Annotated in this window: 21 protein-coding genes and 1 other annotated feature; of the genes, 12 read left to right on the top strand and 9 right to left on the bottom strand. The window is 48.7% G+C overall.

The features are described 5' to 3' along the window. Position 1: 1 nt before the first annotated feature. The gene (locus tag J7E21_RS01570; protein ID WP_215104119.1) at positions 2–877 is read right to left on the bottom strand and encodes a carbohydrate ABC transporter permease; all 876 of its coding nucleotides are present in this window, start codon (positions 875–877) and stop codon (positions 2–4) included. A gap of 7 nt (positions 878–884) precedes the next feature. Further along, on the bottom strand, positions 885–2,138 hold the full coding sequence (locus J7E21_RS01565) for an ABC transporter substrate-binding protein (protein ID WP_215104117.1): 1,254 nt from the start codon (positions 2,136–2,138) through the stop codon (positions 885–887). Between the two features lie 200 nt (positions 2,139–2,338). Beyond that, positions 2,339–2,541: a binding site (T-box leader), on the top strand. Positions 2,542–2,623: 82 nt separating this feature from the next. Between J7E21_RS01565 and trpE the strand changes: the two genes are divergently transcribed. Then, positions 2,624–3,976, top strand: a complete 1,353-nt coding sequence (gene trpE, locus J7E21_RS01560) for an anthranilate synthase component I (protein WP_215104115.1) — start codon at positions 2,624–2,626, stop codon at positions 3,974–3,976. After that, entirely contained in the window at positions 3,973–4,581 is a 609-nt protein-coding gene (locus J7E21_RS01555; RefSeq protein ID WP_215104113.1) for an anthranilate synthase component II, read from the top strand. The genes trpE and J7E21_RS01555 overlap by 4 nt, the downstream gene beginning before the upstream one ends. A 296-nt stretch (positions 4,582–4,877) precedes the next feature. On the opposite strand, the gene J7E21_RS01550 is transcribed toward J7E21_RS01555, so the two are convergent. The 3 genes from J7E21_RS01550 to J7E21_RS01540 all read right to left on the bottom strand — a co-directional run bounded on the left by J7E21_RS01550 (position 4,878) and on the right by J7E21_RS01540 (position 7,066). Further along, a complete protein-coding gene (locus tag J7E21_RS01550; protein WP_215104111.1) occupies positions 4,878–5,732 on the bottom strand; it encodes a dimethylarginine dimethylaminohydrolase family protein in 855 nt (284 codons plus the stop codon). Positions 5,733–5,970: 238 nt separating this feature from the next. Next, the gene (locus tag J7E21_RS01545; protein WP_215104109.1) at positions 5,971–6,348 is read right to left on the bottom strand and encodes a nucleotide excision repair endonuclease; all 378 of its coding nucleotides are present in this window, start codon (positions 6,346–6,348) and stop codon (positions 5,971–5,973) included. Between the two features lie 70 nt (positions 6,349–6,418). Then, complete coding sequence (locus J7E21_RS01540) at positions 6,419–7,066, bottom strand: SDR family oxidoreductase (RefSeq protein ID WP_215104108.1); 648 nt, start codon at positions 7,064–7,066, stop codon at positions 6,419–6,421. A 130-nt stretch (positions 7,067–7,196) separates the two neighbouring features. Between J7E21_RS01540 and J7E21_RS01535 the strand changes: the two genes are divergently transcribed. Further along, on the top strand, positions 7,197–7,481 hold the full coding sequence (locus tag J7E21_RS01535) for a DUF6509 family protein (RefSeq protein ID WP_215104106.1): 285 nt from the start codon (positions 7,197–7,199) through the stop codon (positions 7,479–7,481). 68 nt (positions 7,482–7,549) lie between these two features. On the opposite strand, the gene J7E21_RS01530 is transcribed toward J7E21_RS01535, so the two are convergent. Next, a complete protein-coding gene (locus J7E21_RS01530; protein ID WP_215104104.1) occupies positions 7,550–8,290 on the bottom strand; it encodes a SurA N-terminal domain-containing protein in 741 nt (246 codons plus the stop codon). A gap of 228 nt (positions 8,291–8,518) precedes the next feature. On the opposite strand from J7E21_RS01530, the gene hisC reads away from it, so the two are divergent. The 7 genes from hisC (at position 8,519) to J7E21_RS01495 (ending at position 13,375) form a co-directional block, all read left to right on the top strand. After that, positions 8,519–9,622, top strand: coding sequence for a histidinol-phosphate transaminase (hisC, locus tag J7E21_RS01525; protein ID WP_215104102.1), 1,104 nt, complete (start codon positions 8,519–8,521; stop codon positions 9,620–9,622). Positions 9,623–9,774: 152 nt separating this feature from the next. After that, positions 9,775–10,683 carry an NAD(P)/FAD-dependent oxidoreductase gene (locus J7E21_RS01520; protein ID WP_215104100.1) on the top strand — a complete coding sequence of 303 codons (909 nt, stop codon included), beginning with the start codon at positions 9,775–9,777 and terminating at the stop codon, positions 10,681–10,683. A 71-nt stretch (positions 10,684–10,754) separates the two neighbouring features. Beyond that, the gene (locus J7E21_RS01515; RefSeq protein ID WP_215104098.1) at positions 10,755–11,054 is read left to right on the top strand and encodes a hypothetical protein; all 300 of its coding nucleotides are present in this window, start codon (positions 10,755–10,757) and stop codon (positions 11,052–11,054) included. A gap of 62 nt (positions 11,055–11,116) precedes the next feature. Next, positions 11,117–11,299 carry a hypothetical protein gene (locus J7E21_RS01510; RefSeq protein ID WP_215104096.1) on the top strand — a complete coding sequence of 61 codons (183 nt, stop codon included), beginning with the start codon at positions 11,117–11,119 and terminating at the stop codon, positions 11,297–11,299. Continuing rightward, positions 11,292–11,660: a nuclear transport factor 2 family protein gene (locus J7E21_RS01505; protein ID WP_215104094.1), complete on the top strand. Its 369-nt coding sequence runs from the start codon at positions 11,292–11,294 to the stop codon at positions 11,658–11,660. Before J7E21_RS01510 ends, J7E21_RS01505 begins: the two co-directional genes overlap by 8 nt. Before the next feature lie 237 nt (positions 11,661–11,897). Next, positions 11,898–12,629 carry an ABC transporter ATP-binding protein gene (locus J7E21_RS01500; protein WP_215104092.1) on the top strand — a complete coding sequence of 244 codons (732 nt, stop codon included), beginning with the start codon at positions 11,898–11,900 and terminating at the stop codon, positions 12,627–12,629. Further along, positions 12,626–13,375: an ABC transporter permease gene (locus tag J7E21_RS01495; protein WP_215104090.1), complete on the top strand. Its 750-nt coding sequence runs from the start codon at positions 12,626–12,628 to the stop codon at positions 13,373–13,375. The genes J7E21_RS01500 and J7E21_RS01495 overlap by 4 nt, the downstream gene beginning before the upstream one ends. A gap of 35 nt (positions 13,376–13,410) precedes the next feature. On the opposite strand, the gene J7E21_RS01490 is transcribed toward J7E21_RS01495, so the two are convergent. Then, positions 13,411–14,481 carry a saccharopine dehydrogenase family protein gene (locus J7E21_RS01490; RefSeq protein WP_215104088.1) on the bottom strand — a complete coding sequence of 357 codons (1,071 nt, stop codon included), beginning with the start codon at positions 14,479–14,481 and terminating at the stop codon, positions 13,411–13,413. 174 nt (positions 14,482–14,655) lie between these two features. Between J7E21_RS01490 and J7E21_RS01485 the strand changes: the two genes are divergently transcribed. Further along, on the top strand, positions 14,656–15,645 hold the full coding sequence (locus J7E21_RS01485; protein WP_215104086.1) for a S8 family peptidase: 990 nt from the start codon (positions 14,656–14,658) through the stop codon (positions 15,643–15,645). A 54-nt stretch (positions 15,646–15,699) separates the two neighbouring features. Here the strand turns inward: J7E21_RS01485 and J7E21_RS01480 are convergent, their stop codons facing one another. Next, positions 15,700–15,906 carry a hypothetical protein gene (locus tag J7E21_RS01480; RefSeq protein WP_215104084.1) on the bottom strand — a complete coding sequence of 69 codons (207 nt, stop codon included), beginning with the start codon at positions 15,904–15,906 and terminating at the stop codon, positions 15,700–15,702. A gap of 250 nt (positions 15,907–16,156) precedes the next feature. Between J7E21_RS01480 and coaW the strand changes: the two genes are divergently transcribed. Further along, positions 16,157–16,960, top strand: a complete 804-nt coding sequence (gene coaW, locus J7E21_RS01475) for a type II pantothenate kinase (RefSeq protein ID WP_215104082.1) — start codon at positions 16,157–16,159, stop codon at positions 16,958–16,960. Between the two features lie 35 nt (positions 16,961–16,995). Here the strand turns inward: coaW and J7E21_RS01470 are convergent, their stop codons facing one another. Continuing rightward, positions 16,996–17,553 carry a nitroreductase family protein gene (locus J7E21_RS01470; protein WP_215104080.1) on the bottom strand — a complete coding sequence of 186 codons (558 nt, stop codon included), beginning with the start codon at positions 17,551–17,553 and terminating at the stop codon, positions 16,996–16,998. Positions 17,554–17,746: the final 193 nt, after the last annotated feature.

Here is a 17,746-nt window from a genome sequence, read left to right as displayed (position 1 = left end):
TCTAGTAAGATACCCGATCTGAGCGCAATGCCTTGAACTGCAGATATGTGATCAAGGCAATGATGACCATGAAAATAACGGAAATCGAAGATGCATAGCCAAACTGATAGCTCCCGAATGCCACTTGATAAATATAGGTGGCAATGATTTCGGTAGAGTTGTTAGGCCCGCCACCGGTCATCGCAAACACCAAATCGAACGCTTTAAACGACTGAATGGTCGTATAGGCGACGACGATTGTCGCAGAAGGGGCGAGCAGCGGCCATGTGACGGCTCTAAAGGTTTGCCATTTGCTGGCGCCTTCGATTTTCGCCACTTCGTAAAGCTCTTCAGGAATTGCCTGAAGTCCTGCGACAAAGATGATCAGCATCTGTCCGGCATGGAACCACACTTGAGTAACAGCCAGTGAGTAAATCGCGATATTGGCATCACCAAGCCAGTTCTGTGCCAGAAAATCAAGACCGACGAGCGACAGGACCTGGTTCAAGATGCCCATCGACGGGTCGTAGATGAATGCCCAGATGAACGCCACGGATACCGACGAAAGAATTGTCGGGAAAAAGTAAAGGGCGCGTAAAAATACATTCGTTTTTGTATTTTTGATGACGATCAGGGCGAAAGCGAGTGCAACTAGTGTCTGGAACACGACGACTGTCAGCATGAACTTCAAGTTGTTGCCGATCGCTTTGCGGAAAATCGAGTCGCCCGTAAACGCGCGGGTGTAATTATCGATGCCGACAAATTGGAAAGCGGCGCTTAAGCCGTCCCAGTCAGTAAACGAATAGAACAGTGCACTAATGGTTGGATAAAGAAAAAACAAGCTGTAAAGAATAAGCCCCGGAAGGAAAAATAAATAAATGGATTTCGAAGTTTTCATGAATCAGCTATTCCCTGTTTTCGTCAACAATTTGCTGGGCTGCTTCAGCCGCCGCCATTGGGTCTTCGCCTCCGAGGACGTTTTCGATCGAGCTGAGGACGGCACCTTCAATTTGGGCGTTAGTGATCAAAAAGCGCGGCTGGAAGCGAGTCTTACGCTCATCGATCCAATAAGCGGTGTTCTTCAGTTCCTTGGACTCGTATTCGACGTTATTGACGGTCAAATGCTGTCCGGTTTCATTGGCGTATTTGGAAGCCACTTCCGGCTGGCTCAAATAGTCAATGAAGGCTTTTGCCTGGTCTTTCTTCTCTGAATTGCTGTTGACGGCCAGCATGAATGTCGCCGTATTGATGCCTTCATACGTCGCTTCGCTTTCTTCTACCGTAATCGGAGCGAGCAGATCCAACTCAAGATCCGGATTCAAGGCAATGAGGGAAGCCATATGGTAGGAACCTGTTGCGATCATCGCAGCCTCTTCGTTCGCGACCATGGCCATCGCGGAATCTTGGTTGGTGCCGAGGGCGTTGTCTTGGATATAGCCTTTATCTGCAAGAAGTTTAAAGTCTTCGAGTGTTTTGACCCACCATTCGTTCGTTAAGGATTCTTCGCCGTTTTGAAGTTTTTCGAAAACGTCTTCATCCGGTGCATTGTTCATCATCATGCTGTTCATGAACTGGTTCGGTCCGATGTCAGCCCCTGGGAAAGCGATCGGCGTAATATCGTTTTCCAACAGTGTATCGGCCATTTCCTGGAATTCTGTCCAGCTTTTCGGCACTTCTAATCCCAATTCGTCGAACATGCCTTTATTGTAGACCGGCATATTGAAGACCAATTGATACGGCAAGGCATATTGCGTACCGTCTCTTTCTCCAACGGTAATCAGGCTTTCGTCAAAATTTGAGATGAATTCTTCTCCGCTCAAGTCTTCAAAAAAACCGGCGCTTTCAATGGATTCGAATTGCGCACCAGGGAAGGAAGTGAAGACGTCGCCAGTGGAGCCTTCTTGGAGCATGCGCTGTGCCGTCGCTTGGTATTGATCGGACGGATAAATGTTCTGTTCTACACGAATATCAGGATTTGCTTCCTCGAAATCAGCAATGATTTCATCGAGCACCGCTTTGTCTTCTCCGCGCCAATGCATAAAGCTGATTTGTGTAGCATCGCCGTTCTCGGAAGAGCCGCCGCCGCTTTCGCCTGCGCAAGCACCGAGTACAAGCCCGAGCCCTATTGTGCCTGTAGCCAGCCAAAGTTTCTTTTTCATCAATCTGATACCCCCCTTTGAATTTTTTACCATCCCTACATTATTATTTATAACCTAAAACAGCCTATAAATACAGAATAATCTAATTAATGATTCCCTTTCAGTTGACAGATAGCCCCGAATTCCATAAGATGGTCACAAGCTCTGGATTGCGCGATGCCTGTAAATTCACAAGGCCGCGAACAACTAGCCCCCATTAAACCAAATCGTCGAGTAAGAAAAGTAACGCACAGATCGCTTCTGACAGAGAGCCGGTGGCAGCTGGAAACCGGTGTAGCGTGTGCGCGAATGGACTTATGAGTGATCCTTCCTAAAGAGGATCCGTCCGCCCCGCGTTACTGGGGTGCAAGTGGAAGCGCAGAGCTTCAAGATGAGGTGGCACCGCGGTCGATCCGTCCTCTGTACGAAATGATTTTATTTCGTGCAGGGGACTTTTTCTATTGTATCGGCGGCAGGTGCCTATAAGAAAGAGGAGCTGAGCAGAGATGAGAAGAGACATGCAAATTCGGAAAGTAGAAGGAGATTCGTTGACGCCGATCATGGTGTTCAATAACTTGGAAGGCCCGTTTAAATGCTTGCTGGAAAGTTCGCTGAAAACGAGCGCAAGCGGCCGCTATTCATTTATCGGCGCGAATCCGTCGAAAGCGTTTATCGGAACGAAGCAACAACTGGAAGTAATCGATTACCGGAGCGGCGAACGCTCGACGCAAGAAGGGCGGCCGCTTGAGCTGATCAAAGAGCTCATGCCAAAAGACGACCGGGAAGTGGAAGGGCTGCCGTTTACAGGCGGGGCAATCGGTTATATCGGCTATGACGCCATTCAAGTCTACGAGCCGGTCGAAAGTGCACGCAAAGACAGCCTGGATATGCCGGACATCCATTTGCAGCTGTACGAGACGATTGTCGTTTTCGATCATGTCCGCCATGAGGTGACGGTCATCTCCTTTGAAGATCGAGCGGATGAAGTCGTCACGCAGCTCGAGCAAACAGCTGACAAAGAGCCGGCGGATCAGCCGGAAACTTTGGAATTTCAGTCCGGGACGACGGCTGAACGATTCCGTGAGCAAGTCGAGCTTGCCAAAAAAGAAATTCGCAAAGGTGAAGTGTTCCAATTGGTGTTGTCGCAGCGCTTGTCTGCGAATTACCGAGGCGATGCCTTTACGCTATATAGAAAGCTTCGCAAACAAAATCCGTCTCCGTATCAGTTTTTCATCGATTTCGGCGACTATGCGGTTGTCGGTGCATCACCGGAAAGCCTGCTGACGATCCGCGGCGGCGAGATGGTGACCAACCCGATTGCCGGCACACGAAAGCGCGGAAAAACTGAAGCGGAAGATACGGCACTTGAAAAAGAGCTGTTGGCAGATGAAAAAGAGCGTGCGGAACATCAGATGCTCGTTGATTTGAGCCGCAACGACGTCGGCCGGGTCGCAAAAGTCGGCACGGTCGATATACCGAAATACATGGTCATCGAGAAATATCAGCACGTTATGCACATCGTCTCGGAAGTGACCGGAGAACTTGGCGGAGCGATGCATCCACTCGATGCGCTCGTCTCCTGCCTGCCCGCCGGAACGGTTTCCGGTGCGCCGAAAGTACGCGCCTTGCAGCTCATCCAGCAATTTGAAGAAGAGCGGCGCGGCGTTTACGGAGGAGCGGTCGGTTATCTCGCGTTCAACGGCAATTTGGACGTCGCACTGGCGATCCGGACCTTCGTAGTGAAAGACGGCACTGTGCACGTCCAGGCGGGCGCCGGAATCGTCTATGACTCTGAGCCGCAAGCTGAATACGAGGAAACGCTCCACAAAGCGCGTTCTTTGACGGAGGTGTTCGGATGATTCTCTTAATCGATCATTACGATTCATTTACCTATAACATTTACCAGTCGATCGCAGCGCTCGGTGAACAAGTAGAAGTCGTCCGCTACGGCCAATTGAGCATCGCGGAAATCCGTGCCAAAAACCCAGAGGCCATTATTCTATCGCCTGGCCCGGGACATCCGCGCGACGTGCCGGAATCGCTCGAGCTGATCCGCACAAGCTTTCGCGACCTGCCGATTTTGGGCATTTGCCTGGGCCAGCAATTACTCGGCGAAGCTTTTGGCGGGAATGTGACAGAAGCGCCGGTCATTCGCCACGGAAAAGTGTCCGAAGTCACTCATTGCGGAACGGATATATTTGCCGGCATGGCAAAAACCGTCCCGGTCATGCGCTACCATTCACTTGCCATAGAGAAGCCATCCTTGCCCGCTTGCTTCGAGATTCAGGCGGAGGCACTTGATGACGGTTCCATCATGGCAATCAAGCATAAAGATTATCCGGTGTACGGACTGCAGTTTCACCCTGAGTCGATCGGCACGCCGGAAGGAGATCACATGATGGCGAGATTTATCGAGCTCGTCCGTGAAAACCGGCCGGCTAAACAATCGGCTGGAAACAACTGAAGAATGAAAAAGGTTGTCGAGAAACTACAATTAGCCGTGTTTTCCGAAGCGTATCGCTCGCTTTCCGTGGGGCGGGAATCGAGCCTCCTCGTCCGCTACACGGCCTGCGGGGTCTCTCAAACCCGTCGCTTCGCTGCTCCCACAGGATTCGAGCGGACGCTTCTCCAAACACTTAGACAGCTCACATATTTTTTTCGATGCTGTGAAAGGAGCCACTTCCTACAACGTTAGAAGGTTTTAGACTTATTCAACACTCTGAAAAAGGCTGTCCACATGAGTGGGCAGCCTTTTTCTATTTAGTCCCTTGCAACCGGCATCGTGCAGCAGCGGAACGCGCCGCCTGATTTGATGATTTCCGAGAAATCGACTTCTGCGACATCGAAACCTTGTTCTCGCAGCTGTGCATTCACTTTTTTGTTTTGCGGCTGACTGAACAGACGCCGGTTGCCAATCGATAATACGTTAGTGCCAAGCTTGAACTGTTCGTCCGCATCGACGGGGATGAGCGTATAGCGTTTGCTGAGCATGGCGATGGTCTCGTCTTCCAACGCTTCCGGGAAAATGAGCGCTTCGGTCGGCGATAATATATTGAAGACGCAATCGAGGTGCAAGTATTTTTCGTTCAGGTGAAGCGGGACCACTTGGAAATCCGGCACATGGCGCTGCAGTTCATCAATGGCTTTCTGGGAAGTGCGGCTGCTGATGCCGATATACACCGTGTCGCGGTCGACCAGAACATCACCGCCTTCGATGCGGTGTCCCGGCAAGTGCTTGAACTGGATATGATGATCGCTTAACCAGTTTTGCAGCACCGTCTCTTCTCCTTGACGTACACTTTCCGCCATTTCGCTGATAAAGACAGTGTCTCCGATTGTAAAGCCGATATCACGCGTGAATACTTGCTCCGGATACTTTTCAGACGCTTCCAAAAAAGCTGTGTTAATGCCTTCCGCTGCGAGTGTATCGGCAAATGCTGCATGTTGGCGGAGGGCTTCCGTTACGTCAATATTTTCTTCTTTATAACGCTTTTGAACATCGTTGATCACGTCTGTAATTTCCATGAAGCGGGGCGGGCAAAGCAAAACATGGCGTAAAGGATCGTATTCACTACGGCAATGCGCCGCTGGAATTTGTTGGGCATCAGTCGACATAATGGGTTCCTCCAAAGAACATTATTTTACAAGTCTATTCCTTTTTCACAACTACTCAAAACCTGAAAAAAGAGGAATAGGCATATTTGTTTGCCGGATAGCTGACTGAAGGCTTCCCCGTTTTTCCTTCAGCTAAACGAAAGCGCAGAACAGCGGTGCTGAACCGGACAGACATTTTTAAGGAGGTTATTTCGCAAAAAAAAAAAACGGACGCCCTTTTGGGAGCGTCCGTTTCGTTTTAGTCGCGATAAAAAGCTTTCTCGACATTGTATTTCGCTTGGCCGGTATTGATGAGATATGTCTCATAAATTTCGCGTTCCATCGGATCTTCCACGATGGAAACCGCAATGCGATGAACTTCATCGCGGTGGTTTTTCAAAGGCGATACATTGTCTTCAAAATGCTTTTTCACCCGTTGGCGCAGCTTGCGTGCTTTGCCGACGAACAATAATTCACCGCTATGGTTGAAAAATTGGATGATGCCGCCTTTGTCGCGAGGAATTTCATGCAAATCGATAAAACCGTACATCGGTTTAATGATAGCTTCGTCGCCTTGAATCTCTTGTTTGCGCTGAATGATGGTAATATCAGCTTTTGGTGGTTGAATATTAATCATGTTATCACGTCCTCTATTATCGTAAAGCTAGTCTACCATAGAAACACTGCGAACGCCATCCGCCTCGGGGCTACAGACGGCCGAGCTCTTGTGCTATTTCAGCTTCGCCTTGCAAAATTTCAAAGACTTTTCCGTACGTGTTTTTGCGATCGACCACTTCTGCAAGTGTCCGTGCAACATCGGCACGCGGAATCGAACGGCCTTCAAAGGATTTGAATCCTGCTGCTGACGCTTCGATATGGCCCGTTTTTTCTTCATCTGATAATGGGCCCGGACGCACAATCGTATAATCGAGGCCGCTATGTTCAAGCAAGTCGTCTGCTGTGCGTTTTGCCACCAGGTAAGGCTTCATGGCTTCTCCACCGGCATCCGGATTGTCTGAACCGACCGATCCGAGCTGGACGAAACGGTTGACGCCTTTTTCTTTCGCGTATTCAGCCGCTTTGACAGAACCCCATAAATCGATTGTTAAAGTTTTGTCTGCTCCTGTTTTCGGGCCGGATCCTGCGGCAAAAATGACGGCGTCGACTCCTTCAAATGCATGGCTGAAATCTTTTTCCAAATCACCAAGCACAATTTTGCCTGCACCGCGCTTTTCCAATTCGTCCCGCTGTTCTTCTTTGCGGATCATCGCCACTGCTTGATGGCCTTTATCTGAAAGTTCCTGAACTACGCTCCGTCCTACTTGGCCGTTCGCTCCGATAACTAATACATTCATGAAATCCACTCCTAATTTTTGTGTCTGTTCGTTGTTTTCCCGTATTTGAATCACTTAAACGCGAACAGAATGAGGTAGTGCTATTCAAATGGACTCCGACAAGCTAAAATAGAACTATGGAGGTGCATCAATGGAAATCATAAATCATGAAGTGAGAAAAATGAATGACCCGACCGGAATCCTAGAAGGCGACCGGTACGAATACACGATGTCGATCGAGGTCGAGGAAGACGATGAGTTGTATCGTCCCGGCGGTTTGGAACTCCGGCTGATTCTGGTCGTGAATGAAGGATCTGCGCGTATTGCCTCTTATCATTTTAACGACAAAGAAACCGAGCAGCCGCTTGATTTTGCTTTGGATGAAGAGGAAGAAGAGCAAATCCTGGCGTTCTGCAAAGAGCGTACCGAAGCATAAGCCGGTAAAATTGCAACAAGAATAAATGGATATGAAAAAACCCGCCGAATCTCGGCGGGTTTTTTGTATTAGATGTTTACTTCAACTTCAGCGGATTCACGCAATTCCTCAACACGTGCGAAAGTAGCTTCCTGTGATTTCTGTTCTTCTAGAGATTGGCGAATGGTCGGTTCCATTTCCTCATAAGGCGGCGCTTCTTCTTCAGAGCTTTCGACGAAACCGTCATACGCTTCTTGCACTTCTTCGTCGGTTACTGCTGGAGTATCAACTTCTTCTGCCAAATATGTTTCATAGACCAATTGCTCGCGCAATTGCTCTTCCATTTCCTCAATGGTGAATCCTGTTTCGGCCAATGCTTCGTTCATCGCTTCTTCATCTTCGAAATTGGCTTTCAGCTCTTCCATGCGTTCTTCAACGACCGCTTCATCAGCTTCGTGGCCTTTGTCTTTCGCATCCTGCAGCAAAACGGCGTTGCCGATAACGACAGACATCGCTTCATCTTGGATCAGTTGAAGGTTCTCTTCTGTAGAAGGATCCTGGCCTTGTGATGCTAATGTGGATTCGAACTGGCGGGCGACGCTATTGTAGACTTTCCCTTGGATTTCTTCGCCGTTGACGACTGCAACGATCGCATCTTCGGCAGGTAGGTCAAGTGCCGATTCAGCTGGAGCAGCTTCCGTTTCTGGCGCCTGTTCGGTTTCTGGCGCTTGTGTGTCTTCTCCTGCCGCTGGCTCTTCATTATCGGAACATGCGCCGAGCACTAAGGCGAGGGCGAATGGGGCAAATACAAATTTCATTTTTTTAATCATATGAAAACTCCTCTTTCGTCAGTCTCGTTAAAGTAAACCACATTTACGGGAGGGTTTCAAATTGTAGAGCGCGGCTCTTTCCGGGAGCCGGGTTTTCTGTAATAATAGAAGTTATTATTTTTTCTGATTAAAAAGCTCGTACATACAGAAAAAATACACTTTAATGATATGATTATTTATGGGAAGTTATATTAATTCATAGAAAATAGATTATCGGAGGGCTTACATATGGCGAATTTGGAGAACATCAAAGCACGGAAAACCTTGGATCAAATCCAGCCTTACTCACCAGGCAAACCAATTTGGGAAGTGCAGGAAGAACTGGGCTTAGAGCGCGTTATTAAGCTTGCGTCGAACGAAAATCCGCTCGGCCCGTCCAAAAAAGCAATGAAAGCGATCCAACAAGGCGTGCTCGGCCTGAACCGCTACCCGGATGCGGATGCCAGCGAATTGAAAAAAGCGATTGCCAGTGAGCATGGAGTAGACAAAAGCCAAGTCATTCCGACAAACGGTGCGGATGAATTGATTACGCTCATCTCAGAAGCATTCCTCGAACAGGGCGATGAAATCGTCGTACCGGACCCGTCATTCAGCGAATACGATTTTGGTGCGCACATCATGGGTGCCAAAGTCGTGAAAGTGCCGTTTACAGATGGCTTCGCTTTCGATGTGGATGCGATGATTGCTGCAGTCACCGACAAGACGAAAATCATCTATATCTGTTCGCCGAACAACCCGACTGGGACGTATATGAAAAAGCAAGACGTCCAGAAACTATTGGATGCGGTTGGAGATGTCTTGGTAGTCTTTGATGCGGCGTACAGTCATTATGCGGATGCGGCGGATTACACAGACGGCATCGAATTTGTCCAAGCGGGCTATCCGCTGCTGACGTTGAAGACCTTCTCGAAAATCTATGGCATTGCAGGCGTGCGCGTCGGTTTCGGAATCGCAGCTGATTCGATCGTCAAATCGATCCTGAAAGTGAAAGAGCCGTTCAACGTCAATTCATTGGCGCAGCTTGCTGCGACAGCGGCGGTGACAGACCGTGAACATGTTGAACATTCAAGGGATGCGAATAGCCGGGGCCGCGAGTATTTATATAATGCGTTTGAAGAACTCGGGCTCACCTATACGACAAGCATGGCGAACTTCGTGCTGGTCAAATTAGGGGTCGAGGGAGAAGAGCTGTACCAAGACTTGATGAAAAAAGGTGTCATCGTGCGTTATGGAAAAGGTTGGGGCCTTCCGGAATACGTACGGGTTTCTGTTGGCACGCAAGAAGAAAATGAATTTTTTGTTCAGGCATTGCGTGAATTGATCCAAATATAAAGCAGCTCCACGCAGAGCAGCGGCGCTAAAAAACCGATCGGCTGGGAAACTCCTGGGCCAATCGGTTTTTTCTTTTAGGCTGCAGTTCTGTTTAGCGTGGATAAAGACGGGGAAGAAGGGGAGAAAAAAGTAACTTGAAAAGGATGAACGCTATGCTTTATGATTGTGCGATTATTGGCGGGGGTCCAGCAGGATTGAGCGCGGCGCTGGTCCTTGGGCGATCGAGAAGAAACACCGTTTTGTTTGATGACGACCATGGACGCAATCTGGTGACGCGTGAAGCCCACGGATTTATTACAAGGGACGGCATTTGCCCGGAGGAGTTCAAGCGACTGGCATTCGAAGACATCCGGAAATATCCCAGTGTAAAGACAGAGAATGAGTGCATCGTGAACATCGACCAAATCTCAAAAACCCACTACGCACTACAGACAGATAGTGGCAAAGTATTCCATAGCATCAAGATCATCATCGCGGTAGGCTTGAAAGAACAGCTGCCGAATGTTCCGGATATCGAGAATTTTTACGGCACCAGTTTGTTCAGCTGTCCGTATTGCGATGGCTGGGAGATGAGGGATCAGCCGCTCGCGGTGATTGCGGACAAACAAGTATTTGGGCTGGCCAAAAAAATCTATACGTGGAGCCGTGATTTAGTGGTATTTACTAACGGCGAAGGACGACTGGAAGATGAAGACAAGCAGAAATTGCTCGCCAAAGGAATTCAAGTGTATGAAGACAAGATTGATGGCCTTGAAGGTGAGAACGGGGAATTGCATAGCGTTCGCCTCGAAGACGGGACATTAGTCGACCGCAGCGGTGGATTCGTCACACCTTTATGGAGCCATGCCACTAGTTTCGCTACACAACTTGGCTGCAAGCAAAATGCGCACGGTGGGATTATGACAGATGATTATGGGCGCACGAATATATGGAATGTCTACGCTGCCGGAGACGCTTCGCTCATTGTTCCTTCGCAGCTGGTTATCGCAGCTGGAGAAGGCAGCGCGGCGGCGATTGGAGTATGCGGAGACTTGACGAATGAATATTTCGAGGACATGTAGGTTTCGTTTCAGTTGCACCACAAGCCTAAGATGCATTAGACTTTAGTAAAACAAGCCGGGAGGCGAACCGAATGGACCCGCAAAATTTATTGTCCTCGATTACTTACGTCGACACGGAACGCTCGATTGAAGCCGGCCAAATGAAAATCATTCACACCGAATATGAAATTTGCCTGTACGAAGACAAACTGACGGCACAAACGGCCCACTTCAATTTGACGCATGTCTGGGATATTTCCTATAAAACCTTTTCCGATGATGCCAATCTTTTGTATCTCCATACGCATCGCGGCGTACTGACGTATAAGGTTCCAAAGAATCCCGATCGATTCGTCAAGATGTTCAAAAAACTGAAAAATGCCAATTATTGAGAAGCGGAAATGTCCGCCTTCTCTTTTTTTTCGAGTAAAATAGAAGGAAAGGGGGAATAGATGTGGAGAATGGATATGTAGTCGGTTGGGGAACACTCGCATTGATCAATGCGGGATTGGCGCAAGGAAAAAACCGGAGCGGTCTCATGTGGTTTTTAGTGTCGCTTCTTTTAGGCCCCATCGCGACGTTTGTCTTGGTAGTGTTGGATAAGTTAGCAGAAGAAGGGAGTGCGCGTGATGATTGAACCAATCAAGCTGGCGGAACGCTTTACCGATTGCGTCAACAAGCAGGACGTTGACGGCGTGTTATCGGTGACGGACCACAATGTTGAAATGATCAGCCCAGGGAAATCAGTCGCAGGCCATGAAACACTCGCCGAATGGGTGAGGGAATCAGGCATCCAATTGACGACGGTCAAGCAATTCGCCAAGGGCAATCGAGTCATTTTTGAACAGCTCGCCAAGAAAAAAGGACAGCACGGAGAAGCTCACATCTTCAACTATTTTGAAATGGATGACAAGAAAATTCACCGCATCGGACGCTTTGATGAACTCGATGAAGCGTTCGGGGAAAGTGGATTGAGCGATGGCGATCAAGTAGAATAAAAAATGGCTCTTCTGGAAGTTTCTGAGTGGAACTTGTGGAAGGGCTTTTTTTGATGGCTTTACAACATCTAATGATAATAATTATCGTTTAAAAAGATGTAAAACTAATTTAATTGATACATATTCTCATTTGTATAATAGTTTTCTCAATTAATTGGCTTCTATTAAACCTTATGCTATTATATCTAAATTAGAATAATTATAAATAAGAAGTTTAAGAGTCCAGGAGGTGTAAGCATGAGCGTCAATTACAAACCCGCAATCCACTTTCAGCATGTGGATTTTCACATAGGAGATATCGAAATTTTAAAAGATATTACCGGTTCATTTCCGCAAGGCCGCATTACGACTTTGGTCGGGCCCTCAGGAGCCGGCAAGTCGACGCTGCTGAAATTATGCAACGGGCTCATTTCGCCTGTAAACGGAGAAATTTTCGTGAAAGATAAAGCGATTGCTGATTATGAACCGGTAGAACTTCGCCGCATGGTCGGAATGGCGTTGCAAAGTGCACCGATGATCAATGGAACGGTTTATGAAAACTTGAACTTGCCTTTGTCGCTGCAAGGACAGGAATTGGCAAAAGCAGATGCATTAGAACTGCTCGAAGATGTGGGACTAAAAGGCGATCTCCTCGAGCGCAAAGTGAAAGACTTGTCGGGCGGGCAGCGCCAAAAAGTATCCATCGCAAGAACGCTCGTCAACAAACCGGAAATTTTATTGATGGACGAAATTACGTCGTCACTCGACCGTGCGTCAAAGCTTGAGGTCGAGGAATTGATCAGCAAAATCAACCGGAAATACAAAACGACAATCATTTGGATCACCCACAATCTCCAGCAAGCGCTCGAGATCGGCGACTACACCTGGGTCATGATGGACGGCCAAGTAATAGAGACCGGTGAGAGTTCATTGCTTGAGGATCCAAAAGACCCGCGCGCCATGGAATTCGTGAAAGGGGTGGTGTCATGAGTTATTGGGCTTTATCACTGACGCTCATTTTCGTCCTCATCCCGTTGGTATTGTCGAAAACATTGAACTTGGGGCTTGGGCGCGATATGACCGTCGCGACGCTCCGTTCGATCGTTCAGTTGCTCGCTGTCGGGTACGTGCTGAAATTCGTCTTCGACTCGGAAAGCTTGCTTTATATTTTCCTGATGGTCGCATTGATGATTGTCGCGGCCACCCATAATGCACAGAAAAAAGGCGCGGCCATTCAAGGGATCGCTTGGAAGATTGCCGTCACTTTAATCTTCGTAGAAGTCCTGACGCAAGGCATTTTGATAGGTTTTAACATCACGCCGGCTACCGCTCAATATATTATCCCAATCAGCGGAATGGTCATCGGGAACTCGATGGTGCTGTCGATTTTGTTCTTGAACCGTTTCACGGCAGAAGTGGAAGACCATCAAGACCAGACGGAATTGATCCTATCACTCGGCGGGACGCCGAAACAAGCGATTCACCGGCAATTGATCACTTCGATTAAAGCGAGCATGATCCCGACCATTGAAAGCCAGAAGACGGTCGGGCTTGTCCAATTGCCAGGGATGATGAGCGGGCAGATCATCGCAGGGGCAGATCCAATCCAAGCGGTGCAGTTCCAGCTGCTCATCATGTTCCTGTTGTTGACGACTGCTGCTGTAACAAGTGTTTCGCTCGGCTATTTGTCTTATCCGACTTTGTTCAATAAACGCATGCAATTGTTAAAAGGCTGACGCAATGTCAGCCTTTTAAGTTTGGATAGATTCACTTAGCTGTCTGCATCCGGGTAAAAGCTGTCGATTTCAAAGTGCCCGGAGCCGGGCAAGCTTTCGAGCAAATCCGGGCCGAACAGGGCGGCGGGCGTCCAACTGCCGCCAGGGAAGTCGGCTGCGAGCAAGCGCTCTGTCACTTCAAGTGCGCCGTATACAGTCAGGTCGTAAACGTTCGCGGTATCGATGCGGCATGTTTTAATGACTCCGTCCGCATTTTTGGCTTCCCCCCAAATGTGGGCAGCGGAGCCGGCCCGCTCTGTCGCGTCCGGTCCTTGTACGCGTCGGTCGATCAGTTTGAGCAAGGGCTGCTTCACTTTCTTGGAAGACAGCAAAGGGCTCGCCAGATGCATGAGACGGGCGCCTTTTGCGGCTAGTTTCGGGGTTGGGATCCACGTCGTGATATTCGGTATTCCGGTCGTGTAATAGGCGGTGGCCACATCGCCCCATGGAATCGCCATCGCGGATTTTCTCCCGCGCCCGAAGTCGATTGTCCGCCGGTGCTTGCCGATTGGAACGGCGGTCAAGTGTCCGTCCTGCCGGATGACATTGCCCCCGCCAAGCCCTTCGACCATCGTCTTGAATGTGCCGGGGGATATGCCCGAATCCGAATCAAAGCCGAGTGCCAGTTCTGTGGCATCCGGCAATGCTTCTTTCAGTTTTTGCGCCGTACAATCGGTCGGGATAACATCAAAACCAACACCTGAACAAAGAACGATGTTTTTCCGCTGCGCTTTTTCGTGTAAGGAATGGGTATGTTCGAATACGCTGATTTCTCCAGTGATGTCGAGATAGTGCGCTCCGGCTTCCAGGCAAGCGTGGATCATCGGCTTACTCGTTTTCTCGAACGGACCGGCGGAGTGAAGCACTAGGTCGACTCCTTCCAAATGCTCGTATGTCTGTTCATCCAACTGAAAAATACGATAGTCCAGTTCGAGTTCCTCAGCCAGCGCCTGGATTTTTTCTTCGTTTCTTCCTGCCAGGACAGGGTGCATGCCGCGTCTTACTGCTTCTTCTGCAATCAATTTCCCGGTATAACCGGTTGCTCCATATAGCAGCCATGTGGTCATTCTTTTTGTCTCCTCGTCTTTTGGCGTCTTAACTTGTGTTCTTCAACAAGCAGGAAATTCCTGTCTCTTTATGGAAAGTAATTAAGAACAACTTCCCAAAATAGCGAACAAGTGTTTGAGCTAGCGATATCCATGGCTTAGAATGAGGGAAACGATATGAAGGAGGAGTAACTCATGAAGAACATCCATTTGATTCCGTATAAGGTAGAACTAGTGACTACAGCACCTCCGCATATTCCGGAAGGCATTCGGATGATACAGGCACCGGAAGTATGGGAGAGCGGGGAAAAAGGCAAAGGCAATGTCATTGCAGTATTGGATACCGGCTGCCAGACAGACCATCCGGACTTAGAGGAGCGGATTGTCGGCGGTCATAATTTCACGCATGATGACGGGGGAGACCCGGAGCGGTTTGAAGATTATAACGGGCACGGCACTCACGTTGCAGGGACGATTGCGGCTTCTATGAGAGATGGAGAAGGCATCGTTGGTGTGGCACCTGAAGCGGACATACTCATTGTGAAAGTATTGGATAAACAAGGCAGCGGCAGCTACGAAGGCATCATTGCAGGCATTCATTACGCAATCGACTGGCGCGGCCCGAACGATGAGGAGACGACCATCATTTCCATGTCACTCGGAGGCCCGGAAGATCATCCTGAACTGTATGAAGCGATCAAGCGGGCCGTTGATGCCGGCATCCCGGTCGTCTGCGCAGCTGGCAACGAAGGGGATGACCTGCACGATACCGATGAGTTTGCTTACCCTGGCGTTTACGGAGAAGTCATACAAGTCGGGGCCGTTGATTTCGACCGGCGCATTGCGCCGTTCAGCAACACCAATAATGAAATTGACTTGGTAGCACCTGGCATCAATATTTACTCGACGTATTTGGATGGCCAGTACGCAAGCCTGTCCGGCACTTCGATGGCGACGCCGCACATCTCAGGCGCCTTAGCGTTGATACGCAATATCTCGGAGCGTGATTTCGACCGGGAGCTGACGGAAGCGGAACTTTACGCACAGCTTGTGCGGCGCACCGTCCCGCTTGGATATCCAAAGACGGCGGAAGGCAACGGTCTCTTGGCACTCGATATCTTGAATAAATTCGAGCAATTGTTCAAAATTCTGAGCAGTTCCTACGGCAACGGTTTGAACCGCTAGCTCGGGCCAAATAAAAAAACCCCCGGACGGAAAGTCCGGGGGTTTTCATTGCATTTAATCCATCACTAATTCATCCGTTTTATGCTGTTCGCCGATCCACCAATCAATATAGCCTTCGTCAAACAGAATCATATCACCATAAGGCCGGGCATGCGGAATTTTTCGTTCTGACAGGAGCCTAATAATCTGTTCTTCTGTCATGGGGTAACTTCTGTGCTCCAGATAATTGAGCAATTTCGGTATTCCCTGGATTTTCCCCATTTAATCACCTCCCACAAAAGCCTCCTTGCGAGTGCAAAGAAAATTCAGTACGAGTTATTAAACGGGTTACTGAAGATTCTATTCCCATAATTCTCATTGATTAATCCTCATTCGACAAATATTTTTCACGCATAAGCGGAATGCAGCAAACATCTCCCGTTTCCTATGCTTATATGTTAAAATTTCCCCATATGAACAAAAAAGCAGTGCGTCAGCAAAAGTGTTTTTTAAGAAGAGAAGGTGCAAATAGATGAAAGTTGGAATAGATGCGGGCGGGACATTGATCAAAGTGGCCTATACCGACGGGGGGCCAACTCATTTTGCGAAATACCCGATTGCCGAAATTGGCCAGGTAGCGGAATGGATCAACGGACTCCAAGGCAGCAAAGTGTGTGTGACGGGGGGCAAGTCAGGAGTGCTTGTTTCCTTGCTTGAAAAATCCGTTCAGGAAATGGTGGAATTTGAAGCGACTCATCTGGGCGTTCAAGTATTGCTTGAGCGTATGGGGCGCTGCGATGAAGCCTATTTGGTCACTAACGTCGGAACCGGAACATCGATCCATTGCGTCCAGGACAATACGCAAGAACGGGTCGGCGGGACAGGCATCGGCGGGGGCACATTGATTGGTTTGGGCCATTTGCTGACAGGGATTACGAGTTTTGACGAAATCGTCGAACAAGCGAAGCATGGATCGCGCGAACGTATCGATTTGAAAGTAAAGCATATTTACGAAGGAAAAGAACCGCCGATTTCAGGAGAACTGACAGCGAGCAACTTCGGTCAGGATTTGTTTTCCATTTCCCACGAGCTGTCAAAAGAAGAGCTGCTTGCGACGGTCATCGGGCTGGTCGGCGAAACGGTGAGCACGGTCAGTGTCCATGCGGCTCGTCAATGCCGCAGCTCGACCATTGTCTATATCGGTTCATCGTTTATCGACAATGCTTTATTGAAAGAAGTAGTCACGAGCTATACGATTTTGCGCGGCTCGACGCCTTTGTTTCCGGAAAATGGAGAATACTCAGGAGCGGTCGGTGCATTATCGGTTTTGAAATAGAAAAAAGAGCATCATAGCGATGCTCTTTTTCTATGTTATTGGTCGATGATTTCAAGCTTTGCGCGGATATCGGTGCGCGCTTGCTTTTCCGGGATGTGGGCAGGGTAGCCCATCATCATCGTCGCGACAATCTTCTCGCCCGGATGGACGCCGAGCGCTTCGCGGAAGACGGGATCGTAAATCCAATCGTTCGAACGCCAAATCATGCCGATGCCGCGCTGCCAGGCAGCCAATTGAAAGTTTTGCAATACTGAACTTAACGCACCGTAATCTTCATCAAAGCGTCGCTGGCGCGGGTCGACCGGCATAATTGCGACGAGGTGAAGTGGAATGTCGCGGAAATACTGGGCTTTGTTGAGTGCTTTTGGCGGAATTGCGTCGTCTGCTGTTTTCATGGAGTCGAGAAACGCTTGGACGAACTTTTCTTTGCCGGCGCCTGCATACAGCTGGAAACGCCAAGGTTCGTTCACTTTATGATTGGGTGCCCATTTGGCGACATTGAGCAGCTCGATGATTTCTTCTACATCGACAGCGTCTGTTTTGAACTTTTTGATCGATCTTCTTTCCATGATCAAATGATCAATCGGATTCATCAATTTGAACCTCTCCCATCCTTTAAATGTCTTCGGTTAAATCCTACCACGAATGGCAAAAACCGTGTTGAAAATGACATATTGATGCCTGTGAATTGAGTGGGTTCTTGATAAAATATATAGTATATAAGTTGAACTAATAAATTTCCACTGTAGATATTCCGCAAAACCATTCCGAGAAAAGCTTTGCTCA

This window comes from Planococcus sp. ISL-109, from assembly GCF_018613655.1.
Taxonomy (GTDB): Bacteria; Bacillota; Bacilli; order Bacillales_A; family Planococcaceae; genus Planococcus.
Note: the sequence above shows the minus strand (reverse complement) of the source record. Positions and strands in the feature narration are given on the sequence as shown.